Origin of the sequence: Pseudonocardia halophobica, from assembly GCF_050948485.1 — a bacterium.
Lineage (GTDB): Bacteria > Actinomycetota > Actinomycetes > Mycobacteriales > Pseudonocardiaceae > Pseudonocardia > Pseudonocardia halophobica.
This window is the reverse complement of the sequence record NZ_CP192046.1, coordinates 5,496,055-5,517,403: the sequence shown is the minus strand read 5'-3', so window position 1 is coordinate 5,517,403 and position 21,349 is coordinate 5,496,055. Positions and strand designations below refer to the sequence as shown.

General features: G+C 71.2%; 16 protein-coding genes and 1 pseudogene. 9 read left to right on the top strand and 8 right to left on the bottom strand.

Annotation, left to right across the window (positions count from 1 at the left end; genetic code table 11):
* The first annotated feature begins 40 nt into the window (after positions 1-40).
* Positions 41-4,288, top strand: a complete 4,248-nt coding sequence (gene mobF, locus ACQP04_RS26130) for a MobF family relaxase (RefSeq protein WP_433503215.1) — start codon at positions 41-43, stop codon at positions 4,286-4,288.
* Here the strand turns inward: mobF and ACQP04_RS26125 are convergent.
* Positions 4,285-4,872, bottom strand: coding sequence for a hypothetical protein (locus ACQP04_RS26125; protein WP_433503214.1), 588 nt, complete (start codon positions 4,870-4,872; stop codon positions 4,285-4,287). The genes mobF and ACQP04_RS26125 overlap by 4 nt on opposite strands.
* On the opposite strand from ACQP04_RS26125, the gene ACQP04_RS26120 reads away from it, so the two are divergent.
* The 5 genes from ACQP04_RS26120 (at position 4,871) to ACQP04_RS26100 (ending at position 10,569) form a co-directional block, all read left to right on the top strand.
* Positions 4,871-5,446 carry a bifunctional DNA primase/polymerase gene (locus tag ACQP04_RS26120; protein WP_433503213.1) on the top strand — a complete coding sequence of 192 codons (576 nt, stop codon included), beginning with the start codon at positions 4,871-4,873 and terminating at the stop codon, positions 5,444-5,446. The two genes, ACQP04_RS26125 and ACQP04_RS26120, sit on opposite strands and share 2 nt — an antisense overlap.
* The gene (locus ACQP04_RS26115; protein WP_433503212.1) at positions 5,443-6,345 is read left to right on the top strand and encodes a bifunctional DNA primase/polymerase; all 903 of its coding nucleotides are present in this window, start codon (positions 5,443-5,445) and stop codon (positions 6,343-6,345) included. The genes ACQP04_RS26120 and ACQP04_RS26115 overlap by 4 nt, the downstream gene beginning before the upstream one ends.
* A 158-nt stretch (positions 6,346-6,503) precedes the next feature.
* Entirely contained in the window at positions 6,504-7,832 is a 1,329-nt protein-coding gene (locus ACQP04_RS26110) for a tyrosine-type recombinase/integrase (protein ID WP_433503211.1), read from the top strand.
* A complete protein-coding gene (locus ACQP04_RS26105; RefSeq protein WP_433503210.1) occupies positions 7,829-10,090 on the top strand; it encodes a tyrosine-type recombinase/integrase in 2,262 nt (753 codons plus the stop codon). Before ACQP04_RS26110 ends, ACQP04_RS26105 begins: the two co-directional genes overlap by 4 nt.
* A complete protein-coding gene (locus ACQP04_RS26100; RefSeq protein ID WP_433503209.1) occupies positions 10,087-10,569 on the top strand; it encodes a DUF6262 family protein in 483 nt (160 codons plus the stop codon). The genes ACQP04_RS26105 and ACQP04_RS26100 overlap by 4 nt, the downstream gene beginning before the upstream one ends.
* 128 nt (positions 10,570-10,697) lie before the next feature.
* On the opposite strand, the gene ACQP04_RS26095 is transcribed toward ACQP04_RS26100, so the two are convergent.
* Both ACQP04_RS26095 and ACQP04_RS26090 read right to left on the bottom strand, forming a co-directional pair.
* Entirely contained in the window at positions 10,698-11,093 is a 396-nt protein-coding gene (locus ACQP04_RS26095; RefSeq protein ID WP_433503208.1) for an STAS domain-containing protein, read from the bottom strand.
* A gap of 212 nt (positions 11,094-11,305) precedes the next feature.
* Positions 11,306-11,719: an ATP-binding protein gene (locus ACQP04_RS26090; protein ID WP_433503207.1), complete on the bottom strand. Its 414-nt coding sequence runs from the start codon at positions 11,717-11,719 to the stop codon at positions 11,306-11,308.
* Positions 11,720-12,018: 299 nt separating this feature from the next.
* Between ACQP04_RS26090 and ACQP04_RS26085 the strand changes: the two genes are divergently transcribed.
* The 3 genes and pseudogenes from ACQP04_RS26085 to ACQP04_RS26075 all read left to right on the top strand — a co-directional run bounded on the left by ACQP04_RS26085 (position 12,019) and on the right by ACQP04_RS26075 (position 15,613).
* Complete coding sequence (locus tag ACQP04_RS26085) at positions 12,019-12,606, top strand: bifunctional DNA primase/polymerase (protein WP_433503206.1); 588 nt, start codon at positions 12,019-12,021, stop codon at positions 12,604-12,606.
* Complete coding sequence (locus ACQP04_RS26080) at positions 12,603-14,204, top strand: YfjI family protein (protein ID WP_433503205.1); 1,602 nt, start codon at positions 12,603-12,605, stop codon at positions 14,202-14,204. Before ACQP04_RS26085 ends, ACQP04_RS26080 begins: the two co-directional genes overlap by 4 nt.
* A 108-nt stretch (positions 14,205-14,312) precedes the next feature.
* Positions 14,313-15,613: pseudogene (locus tag ACQP04_RS26075) on the top strand (DDE-type integrase/transposase/recombinase).
* Between the two features lie 432 nt (positions 15,614-16,045).
* Here ACQP04_RS26075 and ACQP04_RS26070 read toward each other — a convergent pair.
* The 5 genes from ACQP04_RS26070 to ACQP04_RS26050 all read right to left on the bottom strand — a co-directional run bounded on the left by ACQP04_RS26070 (position 16,046) and on the right by ACQP04_RS26050 (position 21,178).
* Positions 16,046-17,026, bottom strand: coding sequence for an oxidoreductase family protein (locus ACQP04_RS26070; protein ID WP_433503204.1), 981 nt, complete (start codon positions 17,024-17,026; stop codon positions 16,046-16,048).
* A gap of 101 nt (positions 17,027-17,127) precedes the next feature.
* On the bottom strand, positions 17,128-17,655 hold the full coding sequence (locus ACQP04_RS26065; protein ID WP_433503203.1) for a hypothetical protein: 528 nt from the start codon (positions 17,653-17,655) through the stop codon (positions 17,128-17,130).
* Positions 17,652-18,851 carry a phosphotransferase family protein gene (locus tag ACQP04_RS26060; protein ID WP_433503202.1) on the bottom strand — a complete coding sequence of 400 codons (1,200 nt, stop codon included), beginning with the start codon at positions 18,849-18,851 and terminating at the stop codon, positions 17,652-17,654. The genes ACQP04_RS26065 and ACQP04_RS26060 overlap by 4 nt, the downstream gene beginning before the upstream one ends.
* The gene (locus ACQP04_RS26055; protein WP_433503201.1) at positions 18,848-19,855 is read right to left on the bottom strand and encodes a DUF7065 domain-containing protein; all 1,008 of its coding nucleotides are present in this window, start codon (positions 19,853-19,855) and stop codon (positions 18,848-18,850) included. Before ACQP04_RS26055 ends, ACQP04_RS26060 begins: the two co-directional genes overlap by 4 nt.
* A 240-nt stretch (positions 19,856-20,095) precedes the next feature.
* On the bottom strand, positions 20,096-21,178 hold the full coding sequence (locus ACQP04_RS26050) for a LuxR C-terminal-related transcriptional regulator (protein WP_433503200.1): 1,083 nt from the start codon (positions 21,176-21,178) through the stop codon (positions 20,096-20,098).
* Positions 21,179-21,349: the final 171 nt, after the last annotated feature.

Genomic DNA, 21,349 nt, shown 5'->3' with positions numbered 1-21,349 from the left:
CACCTAGGCATCACGATCCGATGGGACTGCGAGGGCGCTCGTGCTGAGCCTGGCGATCGGCCACGAGGTCGGCTACCTGACCGGACCGGTCGCCGGCGGCCGGGAGGGCTACTACACCGGTGCCGTCGCCACGGGCGAGCCTGCCGGCCTCTGGTACGGCGCAGGTGCGGAACGGCTCGGGCTGGCCGGACAGGTCGACGCCGAGCTGATGGAGGCCGTGTACACGCACCTGCTCGATCCTCGTGACCCGGCGACAGCGTCGCGGTCGACGTGGGGGCAGGCGGCGCCACTGGCCGCGCCTCACAAGAAGTTCCGCTCGCCCGAGCAGATCTACGCCGAGCTGGTGGCTGCCGAGCCGCAGGCGGGACCGGAGCGGCGGGCCGAGCTGCGCACGCAAGCCGAGGTGTCGTCACGGCAGGCTGTGGCGTTCATCGACGCGACCTTCTCCGCGCCGAAGAGCGTGACGGTGCTCGGGGTGGCGTTCGAGCGGGCCGCCAACGACGCCCGGGCGGCGGGGGACGAGCGGGCGGCTGCGGCGTGGGCGGCGCATCAGCGGGCGGTGGAGGACGCGGTGCTTGCGGGTGCCCGGGCCGGGCTGGACTACCTCCAGGACGCCGCTGGGTACGCCCGCGCTGGTCACCACGGTGGTGGGGGCGGGCGGTGGATCGACGCCCACGAGTTCGTCGTTGCCCAGTTCCTGCAGCACGACTCCCGCGATCGCGACCCGCAGCTGCACGTGCACAACGCGATCCTCAACCGGGTTCAGGCTGCCGACGGGAAGTGGCGGGCGCTGGACTCCCGCACCATCCACACACACCGGGGTGCGGCGGGCGCGATCGCCGAGCGGGTCATGGAGGCCCACCTCGCCAGGACGCTCGGGGTGGAGCTGGCCACCCGCCCGGACGGGCGAGCGCGGGAGGTCGTCGGCATCGATTCGGAGCTGCTGGAGCTGTTCTCCTCCCGCCGGCACGCCATCACCGCCCACACCCGGGAGCTGATCGACGCCTTCGCTGCCCGCTTCGGGCGTGACCCGTCGCCGCTCGAGCGCACCCGGCTGGCTCAGCAGGCCACCCTCGCCACCCGGGCGGCGAAGTCGCCCGGCGGGGAGTCGCTAGGAGAGCGGCTCGACCGGTGGGAGGCCGAGGCCCGCCGAGCCGTGGCCGGTGGGCTGAACCAGGTGGCGCACGACGTGGTTGGCCGCAGCCAGCGTCCGAGCGCGCCGGGAGAGTGGTCGGTCCAGGACGTCGTCGAGCGGGCCCTGGGCAACGTGAGCACCACGCGCGCGTCCTGGTCGCGGTCAGATCTGATGCGGGCGGTGTCCGACGAGCTGCCGGGACATCTCGGCATGCGCCCAAATCAGGTGCGGCCGCTGCTCGAGCGGCTCACCGACACCGCACTCGAACAGGCCGTCCCGATCACGCCGCCGCCCGTACTCGACGAGCTGCCCGCCGAGCTGCGGCGCGCCGACGGTCAGTCGATGTTCCAGCGGCCGGGCGCTGACCGCTACAGCGCGCCGGGTCAGCTCGCCGCCGAGCGAATGTTGCGGGGCAGTGCGGTCCTCCGCGGGGCTCCGACCTTCTCCGCGGATGACGCGGACATTGTCGTGACTCGGTTCGCCGAGTCCGGGCACGAGCTCGGCGCTGACCAGGCGGCTGCCGTGCGCGGTGTGCTGACCTCGGGCGCCCGGGTCGAGGTGTTGGCAGCCGCCGCGGGCACGGGCAAGACCTTCACCGTCGGCGCCTTGACCGAAGCTTGGGCCGGGGCGGGACGGCGGGTGATTGGCCTGGCGCCCTCACAGGTTGCCGCCGACCTCCTGAGCGAGGAAGGCCTGCGCGCGACGAACATCGCCCGCTGGCTCCGGGACGTCCCCGGCGACATGTTGCTGCGGGACGGGGACCTGGTCGTCGTCGACGAGGCCGGGATGGCGTCGACCGCGGACCTGACCGAGATCGTGACGCGGTGCGACGCGGCGGGCGCCAAGCTCCTGCTTGTCGGTGACCCGGCGCAGCTCGGTGCGGTGGGTCCGGGCGGGGCGTTGTCCGACGTCGCCGAGCGTGGCCTCACCCACCAGCTCGGCGAGGTCCGCCGGTTCTCCGCCTCGTGGGAACGCAGCGCGTCTCTTCAACTGCGCGAGCGTGATCCGCAGGCCTTGGAGGCCTACCAGCGGCACGGCCGGCTCATCGATGCCGGCACCGCCGACCAGGCCGAGACAGCGGCCGCGCGGGCATGGATGGCCGACACCCTCGGCGGGCGGGACTCGATCCTCATCGTCGGCAGCAACGACGCCGCGGCGCGGGTCAGCGCCGCCCTCCGCGCCCAGCTCGTCGACCTCGGCCATGTCGAGGCGGCCGGCGTCGAGCTAGGCATGCAGGGCACCGTCGCCGGGGTCGGAGATCTCGTGCAGGCCCGCCGCAACGGCTGGAACCTGATCGGCTTTGCCGGCAACAGGCAAGCGCCGATCAACCGGAGCACCTATCGCGTCACGGCCCTACGCGAGGACGGTGGGCTCACCGTCGCGCCGGTGGCCGGCGGTGACGCGATGCAGCTGCCGGCGGACTACGTCCGTTCGCATCTGGCCCTGGCCTATGCCAGCACGGTGCATGCCGCGCAGGGCCGGACCGTCGACACCTGCCACGCCGCGCTCGCACCGGGCACGAACGCGTCCTCGCTCTACGTCGCGCTGACCCGAGGACGCGAGAGCAACACCGCCTGGACCGTGACGCGATCGACCGCACCCGACGCGAAACCGGGCGAGGCGCTCGACACCGAACCGCGGACAGCCCGAGCCGTGCTGGCGGACGTCCTCACCGCCGCGGAGGCCGACAAGACCGCACTCGCCGAACGCGAGCAGGCCGAGATCACCGCGCGGTCGGCGCTGACCCACGCCGGGCATCTCGTTGAGGGCGTCTCGCACGTAACTGCCGGTCGGACCGCCGCCACCTTGGACCAACTCACCGCGCAGGGGCTACTCGCTCCGAAGAGCCGGGAGCGGCTTGCGGCCGATGAAGCCCTCAGTTCCCTGGACCGTCTGCTTCGCACGGCCGAGCTCGCCGGCCACGACCCCGCCGCGGTGCTCGCCGGCGCGATCGACGGGCGCAGCCTCGACGACGCCCGCTCGCCCGCCCAGGTCCTGCACCACCGAATCACCACCACCTTCCATCGTCGCCTGACGCCCGAGATCGAAACTGCCCTGGACCTCGTGCCCCGCGACGCAACGGGGAGCTGGGCCGCGTGGCTGCGCGACCGTGCCAACGCCGTCGATCTTCGACGCCACGAGCTGGGCGCCGAGATCGCCCAGGAACTACCGGCCTGGGCGAGGACGGCCCTCGGACCGGTGCCCGACGACGTCGTCGAACGGGCCGAGTGGGAACGCCGGGCCGGGTGGGCCGCGGCGTACCGCGAGTTTGCCGGGCACACCGACGAGCACGACTCGCTCGGTCCGGCACCCGCCGCAGGCATGGCCGAGGCCGCGGCGCTGTTCCGCGCCGCGCACACCGCGTTGGACCTTCCCGACGCAGGAGCCGAGGAAGCCGACCTCACCGACGGGCAGCTGCGGATGCGCGTCCGCGCCTACGAACGCGAGACCGCGTGGGCGCCACGGTGGGTTGGCGACGAACTCGACCAGACTCACCAGCAGGCCGCGAAGGCCAGTGCGGACGCGGAGATCTGGGACGCGCACGCGGACGCCGTCACCGACGAGGCCGAGCAGGAGCAGCTCCGGTCCGCGGCTGCGCAGGCCCGCGCCGAGGCCGAGTCACTCGCCGAGCGAGCCGCTCAGCTGGAGATCGCCGACCAGGCCCGCGCGACCTGGTACGCCCACTCCGCAACGACGCGCGACCGGGCCGAGCGAGCCCGCGTCGAGCTCGGCGCTCGTGGCGTCGACCTCGCCCACCCCACGGATCAGGTCACGGCCGAGGAGTGGCTCGCCCTCCACCTCGCCGAGCAGCGCGACGAGGACCAGCACCGGGAGATCTCCGAACACGACGTCGTCGACGACTTGCTTGTCCTCGACGACGTCGCGCGCGGCCCGGAAACCGACCTGCCGGACCTCCGCGAGGTGAGCGAGGCCGACCGCAGCGAGACCGTCGATCTTCCTGCCGATCGAGTTCCGACCGTCGACGAGACGACCGCCGCCGTGGCCCGCGCCCAGCTTGCCCTCGCCGAGATCGCCGCGCGCGAGGCAGCCGACGCCGAGCGCGCTGCCGAGGACGAAGCAGCCCGGCAGCCCCACACCTGGCAGGACACACGAGAGGAGACCTCCGAATGGGACGCCGTCGCCGAGCGCTAACCCGTGCGCCGCACATGCTCCTGAGTCGACGCGATCCGTGCGATCAACCGCCGCGACTGCTCGACCGTCGCCCTCGCTTCGTAACGCGCCGCATGACGTTCCTCCGGGCCCCAGGTCTTGTACGGCGCGGCCGCCATCGCCGCGTCGACCAGCTCCTGCGCCTCGATCGGCCGGCCGTCCGGCCGTCGGACCGGCAGGGGCAGCGGGGGAGAAGTGGCCTTGCCCAACAGCCAGTTCAACGCCGCCGACGCTCCGGCAGCCCTGTGCGGATCGAGTTGCCGTGGAGGGCAGTAGGTGACGCCGAGCTCGTCGCGCAGCGCGTCGATCGGGACCGGGGAGTTCGGCGACATGACGGTGCGGGCGGCCCAGAGCTCCATCTCCGCCAGCGCACGGGAGACCGGCTGTTCCGTACGACCACTGACCGGAGCTTGCTGGCCACCGCGTGCCCAGGCGACTGCCGCGACGACGCCGGCCGCGGTCCGCGAGCCCGATTCGGTGGCGTCGGCGTAGGCCAACCAGTGCAGGTCGGCAATCTGGGCGCGCGACGGGACCGCCCAGGGCGGCTCGTCCGGCGTCCACGTCATGCCGCCGAGTATGCGCCCGATCTCCGACAGCGCAGCGGACTTTCGATCACGGGAGGGCGCCATGGTGGGTTCTGATCTGCTGCACTCCGCGCTCGCCCACGCTGCTCGAGGCTGGCGAGTTTTCCCGCTCCGCCCCGGTGACAAGCGCCCGGCGATCCGGGACTGGGAGGCTCGCGCGACCACGAATCCTGAGCGAATCCGTCGTGCTTGGGCCGGGTCGAAGCGCTTCAACATCGGAATCGCATGTGGACCGTCGAGGCTGGTGGTCGTCGATCTCGACACGCCCGAACATGGCGTCGAACGACCTCCGGAGTGGGACCGGCCCGGGATCCGGGACGGGGCAGACGTCTTGGCCGCCCTCGCCGAGCGGAACGGCCAGACCGCACCGTTCGAGACTTACGCGGTGGAGACCGCGTCGGTTATCTGGGGGCGGTACAGCAGCTCGCAGCCACGGCAGGGACGTTGCTCCGGCGGTGGGTGCAGCGTCGTGGTTGCCGGGTTATCAGCGGGTCGGCAACGAGGGGTAGCCGTGGCGGGCCGGGCGTCGTCGCGAGGGGGAGGGGGCTGGCGATGAGGGAAAGGAGTTCGTTTCTGCGTGCGGCGTTGGCGGCGGCGTCGCGCGGCTGGTTGGTGTTCCCGTTGGTGCCGGGCGGGAAGACGCCGGTGGTGGAGCAGTGGGAGGAGAGGGCGACCACGGATCGGGCCCAGATCTATCGCTGGTGGGGTGGCGGGGCGCCGTTGAACATCGGTGTCGCAGCTGGGAGGTCCGGGCTGGTCGTGGTGGATCTCGACGGTGGGCATGGCGACACGGCGCCTGCGGAGTTCGCCGGGGCGAAGGACGGGTCGGAGGTCTTCGAGATCCTTGCGCGGCGGGCCGGGAGCGAGCCCCCGTGGGACACCTACTCGGTGGCGACGCCGAACGGGCGGCACCTGTATTTCGGCGCCCCGGACGGTGTGGAGCTGAGGAACACGGTCGCTGCTTTGGGCTGGCGCGTGGATACGAGGGCCCATGGCGGCTATGTGGTCGCGGCGGGGTCGCGCGGTGAGGCGGGTTCCTACCGGCTGCTGCGGCGTGGTCCGGTGGCCGAGCTGCCGGGGTGGCTGGTCGAGGCGCTGCGGCCTGCGCCGTCGCCGCCCCCGTCGTCTGCGGTGAGCGGTGCCGGCGGAGCCGTGCTCGGGCTTTCGCGAGGGCGCACCGGGGCGTATGTCCGCGCGATCGTGGAGCGCGAGGCGGCGCTGGTCGCGGCGGCGGCCACCGGGACCCGCCACGACACGTTGTTGAAGGCGGCCAGGACGTTGGGTCGCCTGGTCGGTGGCGGTGAGCTCGAAGAGGAGACCGCGCGTGAGGCCTTGCTGGATGCTGCCGCGGGTCACGTCGGGGTGGACGGGTGCACCACGGCGGAGGTGGCGCGCACGGTGCAGGACGGGCTGGCCTACGGCCGACAACTGCCGCGGCGGATCAGACGGGGGTGAGACGTCGCCGGGCGGCGCGCCCCCATCACCGCGATCGGAGCGCCCGGAGCGCCCGGAGCGCCGGCGATGACGGCAGATGCTGATGTTGGTTGGGTCGAGCGGTGCTGTTCGTGTCGTGTCCGCCGCCGAGTCGATCAGCGACGTTGGCATGTCGGGTCGTGGCGCGCAGCATCGCGGTCCGGCCGCCGTCCGGGGAACGAACGTGGTCGGTGATCGACGAGCAGTACGCGACCGTGCTGCCGGTTGAGGCGTGGCTCGAGGCGCATCGGCACATGTGGTCGCCGAACACGGTCCGCGGCTATGCGACGGCGCTGGCGCAGTGGTGGACGTTCCTCGAGCAGCGCGACCAGGCCGGAGCCTGGGATGAGGTCGGAGTGCCCGCGGTGGGGGCGTTCGTGTCCTGGCAGCGGACCGGACGCGGGGACGGACGCGCGGCGAGATCGGTGTTGTCGGGTCGGACTGCGCCGTCGGATCGGGCGGTGCCGTCGGATCGCACGGTGGCCGTCAGGCTGGCGGCGGTGTTGTCGTTCTATCGGTGGCAGAAGGCGGTGTTCGACGTCGCAGTGGCCGATCGACTGCTGCGGGGGTCGGTGCGGCGGGCGAGCGGGCGGGAGCTGTTGGCGCACCTGGACCAGCGCACCCGCCGGCGCGGTGAGTCGGGCAGTCGCCCGGCTTGGGACGGGCGCTCGTCGTTGGTGCGGGTTCGGCCTACCCGGTCGCGGGACCGGCCGCCGCTGCTGTTGCCCGAGCAGGTCCAGGCCGTGCTGGATGGCTGCGCGGTCCTCGACCCCGCTACCGGGTTCTGGCGGGGGAATCTGCGGGACCGGCTGGTGTTCGCGATGTTGGCCGAGACCGGGATGCGGCTGGGTGAGGTGCTGGGGCTGCGGATCAGCGACTTCGTGATGGGCCGCGGCGGGACACCGTTTGTCGAGGTCGTTCCGCGGGCGGACAATCCGAATGGCGCGCGGGTGAAGATGATGCGCCCGCGACGGGTCTATGTCGGCGCGGACCTGGAGAGGTTGTTCGTCGACTACCTCGCCGAGCTGGCCTGTCGGGCCGACGAGCTCGGGGTCGTGCTGTGTCCGGACGGGCCGCTGCTGGTCAACCTGACTCGGGAGCCGCTGCTGGGGATGCTGGGTGAGGGCACGGTCCGCGACAAGGTCGAGGCGCTGCGCCGGCGGGGGATCGGGCCGGCGGGGTGGACCCCGCACTGGTTGCGCCATACCCACGCGACCGCGCTGTTGCTGGCGGGCAGCCCGGATTGGGTGGTGTCGCGGCGCCTGGGGCATGCACACGTGCAGACAACGCTGGATCTCTACGGCTGGGTCGGGGAGGACGCCGCGCTGCGGGCCGCGGCGAACTGGACCCGCTACGTCACCGGGTGGTGCCTCGACACGGCCGGCGTCTCCGCCAACCCCGCCGGAAGCACGTTTGGGGGCGCGTCGGGCGGGGTTGCCGGGAGCGGCGGACGGGAGGGGCCGTGGTGACCACCGGCTTGGGGCCCGCCCATGTTGCGAAGACCGTCGATACGGACGCGCTGGTCGACCCGATCTGGGTGCTTTGGCAGGCGCTGCCGCAGCGCTGGCAGGGGCCGAGGATCGCCGGGCTCCCGGAGTGGGAGGATCTGCCGGGCTGGGCCGAGGAGCCGGTGCTGCGGTTGGGCGGGCTACCGGAGCCGTTCGCTGCCGAGCTGGCCTGGATGGCGCACTGGCAGGCCCATGTCGACGGGGCGCGGGTGGCGATCCAGCCGATCAACCAGCTCGCCCTGGCCATCCGCCGCGCGCACGCGCAGCACCGGCCGGTCGCGACGTCGATGCGGGCGATGACCCCGCAAGCCGCGCAGCGGCTGTTGGGCTGGTTCTACGCCGACCGGTGGGGGCGGCTGCCCTCGCCGGGGGCTCGGGCCCGGTTGCGGTCGTTAATGCAGGTCGCCCGGTCGGCGCTGATCGCGGCCTGCCACGACGGGCCGTGGTGGGAACTCGACGACTGGGTGCCGCGCTGCGACCCCAGGATCCCGCTCGGACCGCGGGAACCGCGCGGGCAGATCCGGATCACCCCGGCGAGGCTGGAGCTGCCGTGGCTGCGCGCGGCGGTGAAGTGGCATCTGGGCACCCGCCTGCAGGCCGGGACACTGCGCTGGTCCACGATCGGGCAGTCCCGGCTGCTGGTCCGGCTCGACCGATGGCTGCGCGCCACCTTCGACGACCCCACCGACGTGATCACCAGGGCGGACGAGGCGGGCCGGTTCGCGGCCGCGTTCGCCCGCTGGGCCGCCGACCCGGCCCAACGCTCCGATCGCCCGCAGGACCGGCGCCCGCGGGTGGCGCCGCGGCAGGTCAACGCGGATCTGCGGGCGGTGGCCGAGTTGCTGGAGTTCATGGCCGACAACCGGCGGGAGGCCCTCGAGGTCTTCGCCCGCCTCGGTGTCGGGGTCGACCCCTGGCCCCAGCTCGGTGACGCCCATGCGGCGGCCTGGCTGCGAGCGCAGTACCGGATCCCACGCCAGCCCGACCTGAACCCGAACCACTACATCGACGACCACGCCCTGGCCCAGATCACCGCGGCGGTCCCGCTGCTGGGCCTGCCCCGCAGCCAGCAGATGCTCATCCGGCGCGGAGACGGCAGCGAGGTCCGCGCGCACGGGTTCGGGGATCCGCAGGCCATGCGGATGATCCTGCTGCAGATCCTCACCGGGCGGCGGGTCAGCGAGATCCGCACCTGCGACTTCGACTGCCTGACCGCCGCCCCCGCCCCGGGCACGACACCCGGCCTGAAGGCCGCGGACACCACCAGCGAGGACACCACCAGCGAGGGCATCGAGGCTCCGGCAGCCGAGGTGTTCCGGTTCCGCTACGCGCAGAGCAAGATCGAGAGCGCGCCGGACACGATCCTCGTCGACGCCGAGGTCGCCTCCATCATCGGTGAGCAGCAGCGCTGGATCCGGGAGAACCTGCAGGTCGCGCAATCCCGTTATCTGTTCGCCCAACGCATCAGCAACGCCCACGGCGACAAGCCCTACCCGGCCGGCACCTACAACCGGTGGTTGCGCGAGTTCAGCGCGCTGGTGAAGATCACCGACGGGGCCGGGCGACGGGTGGCGCTCAACCACACCCACCGGTTCCGCCACACCCGACTGACCCGCCTCGCCGAGCTCGGGCTGCCGATCAAGGTGCTGCAGCGCTACGCCGGGCACGCCACCCCGACCATGTCGATGCACTACGTCGCCGCCCGCGAAGAACACGCCGAGCAGGCCTTCCTCGCCACCGCGAAACTCAAGGCCGACGGCACCCGAGTGCAGCTCTCCGCCGAGGACCACGACCACCTGCACCTGTTCGCCCGCGCCGACCGGTTCCTGCCGCACGGCTGGTGCATGCTCCCGCCCCTGCAGACCTGCGACAAGGGCAACGCCTGCCTGACCTGCTCGGTGTTCGTCACCGACGACACCCACACCGAGGCGCTGCGCCGTCAGCTCTCCGAGACCACCGCGCTGATCGAGCGCAGCCGCAGCGGGTTCGTCCAGCGACACGGACGGCAGATGGGCGAGGACAACGTCTGGCTACGGCAACGACGCGCCGAGCAGCAAGCCCTGAGCAGGCTCCTCGCCACCCTGGACGAGACCCCGGCCGGCGGCGCACTGCAAGGCGGCGGCTGCTCGATCGGCCCTGCCGGGCCGGTCCTGCTCGATATTGACCTGGGCCGCGTTCGCAGCAAACCCGAGACAGCCCCCGAAGCGGGGCGATCATGACCGGCCCGACGTCCGGCCCGACATCGGCCCCGACGTCGGCCCCGACGGTCGAAGATCTCGGACGCGCCCGACGCGCAGCCATCCTGAGCGCGGCGGCCCGGGCTCGCTCGGCGGCGAAGATCGCAGCGGCGGAAGCGGCGACCCGGGCCCTGCGCAAGCGCGGCGAGCCGATCACCTTCCAGGCGGTCGCTCGCGAAGCCGCTGTCTCCCACACCTTCCTCTACAGCAACGCCGATCTCCGCCGCCGCATCGAGCACCTCCGCAGCCAGCACCGACCTCCGACGCCGGGCCCGGCATCGACCTCTTCCGCTGGGCAGAACGCCGAGTCCTCGACGCTGGTCGCCGCGCTCAGCGCCGAACTCGCCCGGCTCCGCGAGAACCACCGCGACGAGGTCACCGCACTACGAGCCGCTCTCGAACGCGCTCACGGCGAGAATCTCGACCTTCGGCGCCAACTCCAACGCCTCACCCCAACCTGAACCAGGGCCTCGCCCGGCCGCTGCGCCCCGGCAGCCATCCCGGACCCGGCGCCCGGGGCGGTCCCCGGAGATCCCCCGCTGCTTCAGACCCGCTGACCCAGATCGGTCGATGCAGCACTGGTGATCGGCTAGGCCGCCGTGGCGTCCGCGCGCGAGGTGAACACCGCGAACTGCTCGAGCAGGCCCAGCACCTGCAGCGGGAGCCGCACGGGCTTGGTGGTGATCACAAACCGGGCCTTCTGGCCGCGCTTGGCCGCCAGGCGGTCGATCTCGAGCAGGCTGCGCGCCCCGCACACCGCCAGAAAACTCACCCCGGCCAGATCCACCACCAGCCGACCGCCCACCCCCAAGCTGTCGGTGGCGGCCCGCAGGCCGGAGTCGAACTCGGCGACGTTGACGATGTCGATGTCCCCGCTAACCTCGACCATGCTCAGCGTCGGGCTCAGCGACACCCGGGACAGCTTCAGGCGGCGGGACACGGTCGGGAACTCCGTCGGCCCGAAATGATCATCGAAGCTGTCCATACTGCATCCACCACGCCCAAACCCAGGCCCGGCCGGACCTGCAGCGTCCGCACGTCGACGGCGAGGTCCTCGCCGCGGCAGGTCACCGCCATCTCAGTTCAGGCCTGCGCAACCCGCATCGTTGACAATCCCACCCCGCGCAGCCCACCGCAAAAGTTTGCCCATCCGTCCCGCACCCAGCCGTCTGGGCGCCCGCGGGCCCTGGCCCGCGTTCAGCCGCTCAGACTCTGGACCGGTGGGCTCAGCATGACGATCTCAGTGCCGGGTTCGCCGATCTCGCCGCGCCGGAGCTGCACCTCGTCCATGACCGTCGCGATCAGCGTCAACCCGGCATGCTCGGGCGGGCAACTCGGCTCGAGCCGCGGCCGCCACCAGCCGTCGTCGCTGACCCGGAGTCGGACCCGCCGCAGGCCGTCCCCGTCCTCGACGAGCTCGGCAGTCACCGTCACCACACCGCCGGCGAACCCGACCACTGGATAGGCGTGCTCGACAGTGTTGGTGACCGCCTCGCTGACCGCGCTCACCAACTCCCGAGCCTGCCCAGCCGGCCACTGCAGCTCCCACAACCAGCGGCCCAGCTCCGCACGCACCCGCCCCGGTGTCTCCAACACCGGCGCGAACGACACCTGCCAACTCAGCTTGACTGCCCCCATCGCACAGCTCCGCCGCCGTTTCAGCCTCGACGCCACCGCTCAACGACGCCAGAGCCCCTCACCGCCGGCGTCGCGCCTTCACTACCCCGCCCTGAGCACTTCAAGCCGAACCAAGCCAAACCAAGCCAAACCAGACGCCGTTCCCACCACCTCCCACCCCACCACCGGAGCTGCCTCGAGCCCAGTCAGCGAGATGAAGGCTCGCCACCTCGATCGAGGTCTCGGCCGACGCGGATGCGATCACAGGCACGTCCGAGCAGCAGACACTCCGCATGAGCGGAAGCGACCCGTCGATAACCTCGGGCGGCGAGCATCTCTACTTCACCGCGCCCGATGGGGCCGAGCTGCGAAACTCTGCCGGTCGGCTGGGGTGGTTGATCGACGTTCGCGCTGCCGGCGGCTACGTCGTGGCGGCAGGCTCGATCGTTCGTGGCCGCCGCTACCGCAGCAAACACGCCGCCGCAATGGCGCCGCTGCCGGACTGGATCGTCGACCGTCTCCGCGAGGACAGCACACCCCGCGCGGTGCCGGTGCCCGCCCGACAAGACTTCACGCCGCTGCTCGACGTGGTCGGCCGCCGCTCCCGCTACGCAGCCGCAGCCCTGCGCGGCGAGCTGGACAACGTCCTGGCTGCTCGTCCGGGAAGCCATCAGCGCAACGACACCCTCAACCGCGCTGCCTTCGCCCTCGGCCAACTCGTCGGCGCCGACCTGCTCACCGAAGGACTCGCCACCGCTGCCCTCGCCGAGGCCTCCGCAGCGATCGGTCTACCGCCGGCTGAAGCACACGCCACGATCCGCTCCGGCCTGACTGCCGGAGCTCGCACTCCACGCCAGCTACCGACGGGAGGTCCACGGTGAGCTCGCGGTCCCGCCGGCACACCTCCGCCCACGACATCCTCACCGGCCTCGACGCTGACCGCCGCCTCGCCGTTCTGCACGGCGAGGACCAGCCTGAACCGCAGGGCTGGGACGCCGACCCCACCCCGCTCACCCCACGCCGGATCGTCCCGCCGTTCCCGGTCGACGCCCTGCCGCCGTGGGTGGCCGACATGGTCCTCGCCGTCGCCGAGTTCACCCAGACCCCGCTCGACCTACCCGGCTGCCTCGCCCTCGCCGCCCTCTCGGCCGCGGCAGGTGGCCGCGCCGAACTCGAGGTCCGACCCGGCTGGCGGGAGCCACTGAACCTCTACACCGTGGTCGCGATGCCACCGGGCTCTCGCAAGAGCGCCGTCTTCGCCGCCATGACGGCCCCGCTACTCGAGGCCGAGCAGACGCTGGTCGAGCAGGCGCGGCCACGCATCGTCGAAGCCGAGCTGGCCAAGAAGGTCGCGAACACCGAGGCCGAACGCCGCGCCAAGGACGCCACCCAAGCCCGCGACCGGCTCACCCGCGAAGAAGCGCTCGCGTCCGCCCAGGACGCCGCACTCGCCGCCGAGGAGATCGTGGTCCCGCCCCTGCCACGGCTGATCGCCGACGACGTCACTACCGAAGCCGCCGCCTCACTCCTGGCCGAGCAGGGCGGCCGCCTCGCGGTGCTCTCGGCCGAGGGCGGCATCTTCTCCACCCTGGCTGGCCGCTACTCCGGCGGCGTCCCCTCCCTCGAGGTCTTCCTGAAAGGCCACGCCGGCGATCTGCTCCGCGTGGACCGCAAGGGCCGCCCCGCCGAACACGTCGCCAAACCCGCACTCACGCTGGGGCTGGCGCTACAGCCCGAGGTGCTCAGAGACATTGCCCGCATGCCCGGCTTCCGCGGCCGCGGCCTCCTCGCCCGCATCCTCTACTCGCTGCCAGAGAACACCGTCGGCCGCCGCCGCATCGGCGCCGCCGCCGTCCCGGCCCCGGTCGACCGCACCTACACCAGCCGGCTCGCCCGGCTCGTCGTCACCCTCGCCGACCATCCCGAGCCGCTCCGTCTGCGCCTCGACGACGAAGCCAACCACCGCGTCCTCGACCTCGAACGTAGGCTCGAACCCAAGCTCGCCCCGCACGCCGAACTGGCCCACATCACCGACTGGGCCTCCAAGCTCACCGGCGCCACGGTCCGCATCGCCGGCCTGCTCCACCTCGCTGGCACCCTCCCGACCGCCTGGCCTCAGCCCGTCCAAGCCCGCCACGTCGATGCCGCCGACCGCCTCGGCCAGTACTTCCTCGCCCACGCCCTCGCCGTCTTCGACCGCATGGGAGCCGACCCCATCGTCGACGACGCTCGCACCGTGCTCGAGTGGATCTGCCGAATCCGGCCCGACATCTTCAGCCGCCGCGACGCCTTCACCGGCCTCTCCCGAGCCCGCTTCCGCAAGGTGGCCGATCTCGACCCGTCCCTGCAGCTGCTCGAGGACCACGGCTTCATCCGGCTCAAGGAGCAGGCCGCCAGGCCGGGCCCTGGCCGCCGCGCGTCGCCGCGGTGGAGAGTCCACCCTGCTGCCGCGGAAATCGCAGAAACCGCAGAAAGCTGACTGCTATTTCCTGCTATGTCTCAGGACAAAGGTGACAGTTCTGCATCAGGACATCGGTGACACTGGGGCCGCCCTTGGTGGTGACACTTCCGCCGCGAGGCTGCGGCGGTGGCCGCCCAGGAACCCATAGATCCCCGTGTCCGCCTTGCGATCTCGCAGTGGCCTGACGACGCGCCGCGCGGGGCGGTCTCGGCGTTCTGCTCCGAGCACGGCATCTCGCGCAAGTCGTTCTACGAGCTGCGCAAGCGCGCTCGCGCGGAAGGCCCCGCGGCGGTGCTCGAGCCCAAGTCCAGACGGCCGCGGTCGAGCCCGTCGAAGCTGACCGAGCAGGTCAAGGCCCAGGCCGTCGCGGTGCGGGCCGCGCTCGAGGCGTCCGGGCTCGACCACGGCCCGATCAGCGTTCACGACAAGATGCGCGCGATGGGCCTGAGCCCCTTCCCGTCGACAGCGTCGCTGGCACGGATCTTCCGCGAGACCGGTGTCGCCCGGCGCGAGCCGCGCAAGAAGCCCCGCTCGGCGTGGCGGCGGTTCGTCTACCCGGCACCGAACGCCTGCTGGCAACTCGACGCCACCGAGTACGTGCTCACCGGTGGCCGAAAATGCGTGATCTTCCAGCTCATCGACGACCACTCCCGCTATGCGGTCGCCTCCCACGCCGCGGCCGGCGAGACCGCCAAGGATGCGATCGCGGTCTTCGACAAGGCTGTGGCCACCCACGGCGTCCCACAACGGCTGCTGTCAGACAACGGGACCGCACTCAACCCGTCGCGACGGGGCCTGGTCGGCCGCCTCGTCGGGCATGTCGCCGCGCTGGGCGTCGAGGCGATCACCGGTAAGCCGCACAAGCCGACCACCCAGGGCAAGAACGAACGCTTCCACCAGACCCTGTTCCGCTACCTGGACAAGCAACCGCTGGCCGCCACACTCGCGCAGCTCCAGGCCCAGATCGACGCGTTCGACCACGCCTACAACACACCTCACCAAGGACTGCCCGGGCGGATCACGCCGCTGGCTGCATGGGAGGCGACTGCCAAGGTCGATCCACCCTGCCCGCCGATCCACCCCGCCCGAAGCCCGACCGGCCCGCCTACCGGCCGCCGGTCCCGGCCCTGCGGCCCCGGCCGACGCCGCCCGCAGACCTACCCGCCGGCACGCGCCCGAGAACGGTGAGCTCCGCCGGAGTCATCCACGTCGACAAGGTGTTCTACAAGATCGGCGTCGAGCACGCGCTCGGACAGGTCCTCGTCGTCAGCGACGGCAACCAGGCCGGCGACAAGATCATCATCACCGACCTCGAAGGCGAGATCCTCGCCGAGCGCACCCGACCCGCTCCCGGCATCCGCTATGTCGGGAACGGGCGCCCCCGCGGAAACCGCCCGAAGAGCCCACGAGCGTTACCGAAGTCCTGACACACCAACCGTCACCAATGTCCTGATGCAGAACTGTCACCCATGTCCTGAGACATCACAAAGCTGACCCGCACCCGATTCTGCGGATTCTGCGATTTCTGCGGCACGGGCTTCGGACTGTAGGAGTGTGCCTCGCCGCTTAGAGTCAGGATGTGGTCGAGCACCTCCGCGAGCCGGGTGGGGTGCGCCCTTGCCGGTGGCGTAGGGCTAGTGCGGCTGGAGGTCGACGAGGCGAGCCTCAAGCAAGGCGGGGGATACTGTCCCCGACACTCCACGCCGCAGGGCCTCGCGCCCGGACTATCGGTCAAGGCGGGCGTCGTCGACCGCCCGGACGTGCCTTCATGATTGGTCGCATTGGGCGCCGGTAGGCGGGCGAAAAGAAGCTGACCGGGCCTGGTCGAGGGCACCGAAGCCCTCGACCAGGCACAGGTATCAGCGTTTGGCCAGGACTGCGTAGCTGTCCAGGTCCCGAACCTGGGCGGCGGTCCGCTCGATCCAGTTCTTCCACATCTGGTCACCGCGAGGCGTCCGTTTCACGGCGCCGAGACCGAAGACCCCGACCTGCAGCCCGTGCACCGCGTGCACGCGATAGTCCGCCCAGGCCTCCTCGGCGCTATAGCCGGTGACCCCGTTCGCCACCAGTGCGCGGTGGTAGGCCGCCACCAGCTCGCGCTCATGGACACGTCGGTCCTCGACGGCGAGGCTGGTCCCGAGGCACAGCGCAACGTCGATCGTCCCCCGCCCGAACCCGACGCCCTGCCAGTCCAACAGCACCACCGGGCGTGCCCCGTCCTGAGCGTCAAACAACACGTTGTCCGCGCGAATGTCGCTGTGCCACAGACACTGCGGATCGTTCAGGAGCCGTTTCCAGGCGAGCGCGTGGGGGATCAGACCCGCCGCCTCGGCGAGGTCCGCCTCCGGAACGAGATCGCCGCAGAGTTCCGGGAACGTCCGGATGACGTCGGTGTAGCTGTCCGTGACCTCGTTGAAGATGGCGACCGGACCCCCGAGCCACGGTTCTGCTGCGAGGCAACTGTCGTACCAGGACTCGGCGTGCAGGATCGCCGTCTGCTCCATGACCAGGGCCATGTCGTCCGCGGTGCAGCCGTCGAGCTGGTCGACCGACCGCGCGGGCGCAAGATCCTCCATCAATAACACGAAGTCGGTCTCGTTCGGCGCGAGCTCGGCATGGAGGGGCCTGGGCAGGGACATCGAGGAGTGCGGCGCGATCCGGGTGTAGAAGTTGATTTCCGCACGGTAGTAGCCGGATCTCCTGCCGAACTCCCGACTCGCGGCGTCCTCGGAGGCGAACTTCGCCACGACGGTCGCCGGACCTGCGCCGGGCTCATCGTAGCCCAGCGTGAATCGGTAGGAGTCACCGAGCTGACCGGTCCCACAGGTCTCGCGCTCCACGGACGTCACCCGGCCCGCGGTGAGCAGACCGGCTCGGGTGAGCGCCCTGGTCATCCACGCCGGGTCGATGGTTCCGACGCCCAGCACTGCAGCAATGGTGCTCATGCCCGGGCCTCCTCGATCATCTGGCCAATGGTGGGCAGGACGGCTGCATCGGGATCCATGCCGCACCCCCTGAACCACGCACGATCACGCGCCGACTGGCGTACCCCGTGCTCCAGCACGAGCCTTTGGGAGCGACTCCGGAAGGCCCCGGAGCCGTCCTGTCCGCCAACACGCAGGAGATCGTCGAGCTGTCGCGCCACGGCGTTCCGACGGTCCCGAGGGGTCCCAGTGCTGGCGTCCTCGGCCGCCGCAGCGGTCCGCCGCAGATCTGCCACAGCCTGCTCGAGTGCCGCACCGCCTTCGGCCGCGTCGAGCAGCGCCCACGACAGACGCAGGATCTCGGCCAGGCAGATGGCCTCGTACTCGGTTGCGAACCGGTACTGTTCCGCGATCACGCTCAATTGGCCGATGCAGAGGTTGGCCTGCTCGCGAGCCAGGGGCTCGTCCGCCGGCAGAGCGGGCAGCACCACCTGGCGCAGAGCGGTGACCACCGTCTCCAGCCGGGTGTCGACGTCCGGTGTCACAGCGCAGCCTCCCGCTCGATGATGGTCGCGATCTCGCCGAGGAACACGTGCCCGACCGGGGAGAGGAACGACAGCAGCACGTCCTGGTGGTTGTGGCCGCGGGCCGCCGCCGAGTACCCGGTGCCGAGGTTCATCACCGCACATTTGAAGGCGGCCAGGACCTCGTAGAACGCCAGCGTCCGCGGGTTGACGGTCCGGCCGGTCGCCTCTTCGTAACGCTGGATGAGCTCCTCACGCTCGATCAGGTTGCAGGCGAGGACGCGCCCGTCCTCCGCGGGGCCCGCGAATAGGCGCTGCAGGATCCAACCCAGGTCCTCGTGGAAGTCGCCGATGTGCGCCAGCTCCCAGTCCAGAACCGCACTGAACCGTCCGGTGTCCGGGTCGAACATGAAGTTTCCGGTCCGGAAGTCACCGTGGAGCAGGACGAGGTCGGCGGAGTTCGCGGGCGTCTCCGGGAGACGCTCGCGCATCCAGCGCTCCGCCAGCGTGATCAGCGGGTAGGGGTCGACCTGGTCGTCTCGCCAGATGCGCGACCACCAGTTCACCTGCCACAGCGCGGCCTGGTGAGGATGTGCGGTGGGCGCGGTGAAGTGCGGCAGGGACGCCGACTGCCAGTCGGCGCCGTGGATCAGGGTGAGCGTGTCGATGAATTGCGGCGCGAGCAGCTTCCGCCACTCGGCCGTAAACGACGTCCCGACGCCGCTGATAAGGGTCGAGTCGACCGGCGGGGACGTGACACCGGAGACGAACGACGTGACGATGCCCGGCGCTCCGAGGTGCGTGCCGTCGCCGTCGAGGAACCGGGTGCTCGGTGTGGGGACTCCGTGCCGAGCCATGGCCGCGAAGACCTCCGCCTCACGGTACCGGCAGGTCTCGACGATGCTCTCGGGCGGGTCGAGCCGCAGCACCATCCGCTCGACGTCGTCTCCGCGGCGCAGCTTGAACGCGAACTGCTCCTTCGAGGCGCCCCCAGCCATCCGGTGCACCTCGTGCAGGCTGAAGTCCCGCTCCCCCCTCGCCTGCAGCAGGCCTTCGAGCAGGGCGGTGACGTCGTCGGCCGATTTGGCGTCATAGCGTCCCCGGCTCACCCGACGCTGCTTGGCGTCGAGAAGCTCGGCGACGCGCGGCTCCAGGTCGGCCACGTCCCAGACCAGCGGCAGCGCTGTGGCCTGGTCCGAGACCGCGGACCCGGTCACGACGCCACTCCGGGGGAGACCGGCGCCTCGGCCGCGCCCGCCCAGCCGGTGAGACGGTCGAGCGGGCAGTTCTCCTGGGCCACGCCCTGCCCGCTGCGATGTCGCTGACCGTCGAATGTCTGCCACCGCACCGAGCTGAAGGGCACGTAACTGTTGGAGTAGCAGGCCCAGTGGTGCTGGGCGAGCGGGCTGCCGGTGAGCACGTGCTCGCGGTCGTCCACGTCGACCACGTGCATCTCGTACTGGACGGGCATCTGGTTGCGGGCCCGCGTGGCGCGCAGCTTGCCCGACTTCAGACCGCGGACGCGGCCATCGATGAGTGCAAAGCCGTGGGCGAAGGTGAACCCGTCCCAGCCGGAGCGGTCCGTGTCGCGGGCCCAGATCGTGTGGACTACGTAGTCTTCGCCGAAGGCTGCGTTGATCCACCCCATCGGCCGCATCAGACTCTCGTTGCGCGGACCCCAGCTGTGGTCCATCACGCTGATACTGTCGGTGTCGAACGAGCGTCCCCGGATCTTCGTGGTGCCGGTGATACGGGCGGCCATGTCGAAGTGGTTCGCGTACGCCTGGCCGAAGCCGCTGTCCTCGGGATCTCCGGTCGCGAGCGGGTCCATCCGCGGATCCGAGATGTCGTAGGGCTCCATCAGCCCCTGGACGTCCCACACGAACTGGGTGTCGTCGTAGCCGACGTAGTGGACCCGGTAGTTGCGTGGTTCACCGGACGTCTCGAGCGACAGTCCGTTCGGCAGTGTGAAGCTCTGCCACTTGTCGGGCAGCGGCAGGTGCTGGCGGAAGTCGAAGTAGACGGCCTCGAGAGGGCTCGTCCCGACGTGGTCGATCACCTCGATGTCCGCGGCGATCGCACCGACACCAGGGCGCGCAATGGTGTACACCCAGGCCGTAACGTTGGCCTCGGGGACGAAGACGGAGAAGAAGCGCGTCTCGGCCCAGTCGTAGGGCGGGTCGTGCGGCGTGTGGAACTGCACGTCCTCGGCGGCGATCATCAACATCTCCTTTGCTGCGATGACGAGACCCGCGGCATGGAGGCGGGCCCTTCCGGTCAGGACCTATCGGGTGTCCGTGCACCTGCGCGGCCTTCGAGCACGAACGGGACCCCGACCCGGTTGGCTGACCGTTACAGCCTGCCTCGCGGTCAGAGGTGTCACATCACTCGTGGGGAGGAATTCGCCTCCCCCGCGGGGTATGTGCTCGACGGAGCGTGCGCCCGGTCCGGTGTCACGGGGTCACGGCCGGAGGTACCGGCTGACGGCCTCGGCCCGGTTGGCTACGCCCAGCTTGCCGAAGATGTGCTTAACGTGTGCCTTCACCGTCGCCTCCGTGATGAACAGGGCCTTCGCGATCCCGACGTTGGTCTTCCCGTCGGCCATGAGTTCCAGAACCTCGCGTTCCCGCGCTGTGAGGCTGTCCGCACCGCAGGGGCCCGATGCGCGGGCGGTGCGGCGGTCGTCGTTCGTGGGGGGCGTCGCCTGGGGCCGAGGGAGTGCGTCCAGGTTCGACTCGATCATGCCGTCGACCAGGTCGACGGTTGCTGCGACGGCGTCCACTAGCATGCTGCGGACCGCATAGAGCCGTTCCTGATAAAAGGCCCGCTCAGCGATGATCCCCAGCCCCTCGGTCATCAGGCCGAGCACCTCCACGTCGAACGCGTCCGCGCTCCCGGTGTAGTGGCTTTCGTCCGCGTGAACGAAGGCGATGACCTGCGGTCCCACCTTGATCGGAGCGGCGACATAGGCCTTGGTTCCTGTGACGTCGATGAGCTCGCGGTGGACCCGCGGATTGCGTTGGGCGTCGGTGACGAGCAGTGGGCGCCGCGTCCGCACAAGCTCGGACTCCAGAACAGAGTGGTCGATCCGCCGGGGCGACCGGCTCCCGGCGAGGGTGATCGCCGCGGCCAGCTCAGGGTCCCCGTCAACGTGCGTCGCCTGGGCGATCCACCGACCGCTCTCCACGCGTGAGACCAGGCAGCGGGCGTATCCCGCCCCGGCGATCTCCCGAGGCGCGCGGTCGAGGAGCCCGGCGACGGAGGATGCCGAGCGGAGCCGGTCCATGGTCCGCTCCACTGAGGGGAGGGCAGCCGACCGGCGAGCCAGCTCGACCTGGTGGACGGCGCTTCGGCTGGAGCCCAGCTGGAGGTGGACAGCGCAGAGCCTGGCGCGGTGCTCGCGGGGGAGATCGGGGGCGGCGAGCGTCTCGACGACGACCTGTTGCGCGGCACAGAGAGCGTGGTCGAGGTCGTCGGCCGAGGCGAAGTCGGCCTCATGGCACGTCCGAGGGCGACCGGTCAACGCGTCTGCGAGCTGCAACACCCCGCGGGCACGCCGCCACTCGTCGCTTCGACAGGTGACGGAGCGGAGGGCGGCCTCCCGGGACCCGACCTCTGACCGGTGTCCTTCAGGACCCGTCACTGCGTCTCCTCGTCGAGTACGCACGACTTGGCCGATCATCTCCCTGGTCCCAGGCCCTCCGATCCGTCACCA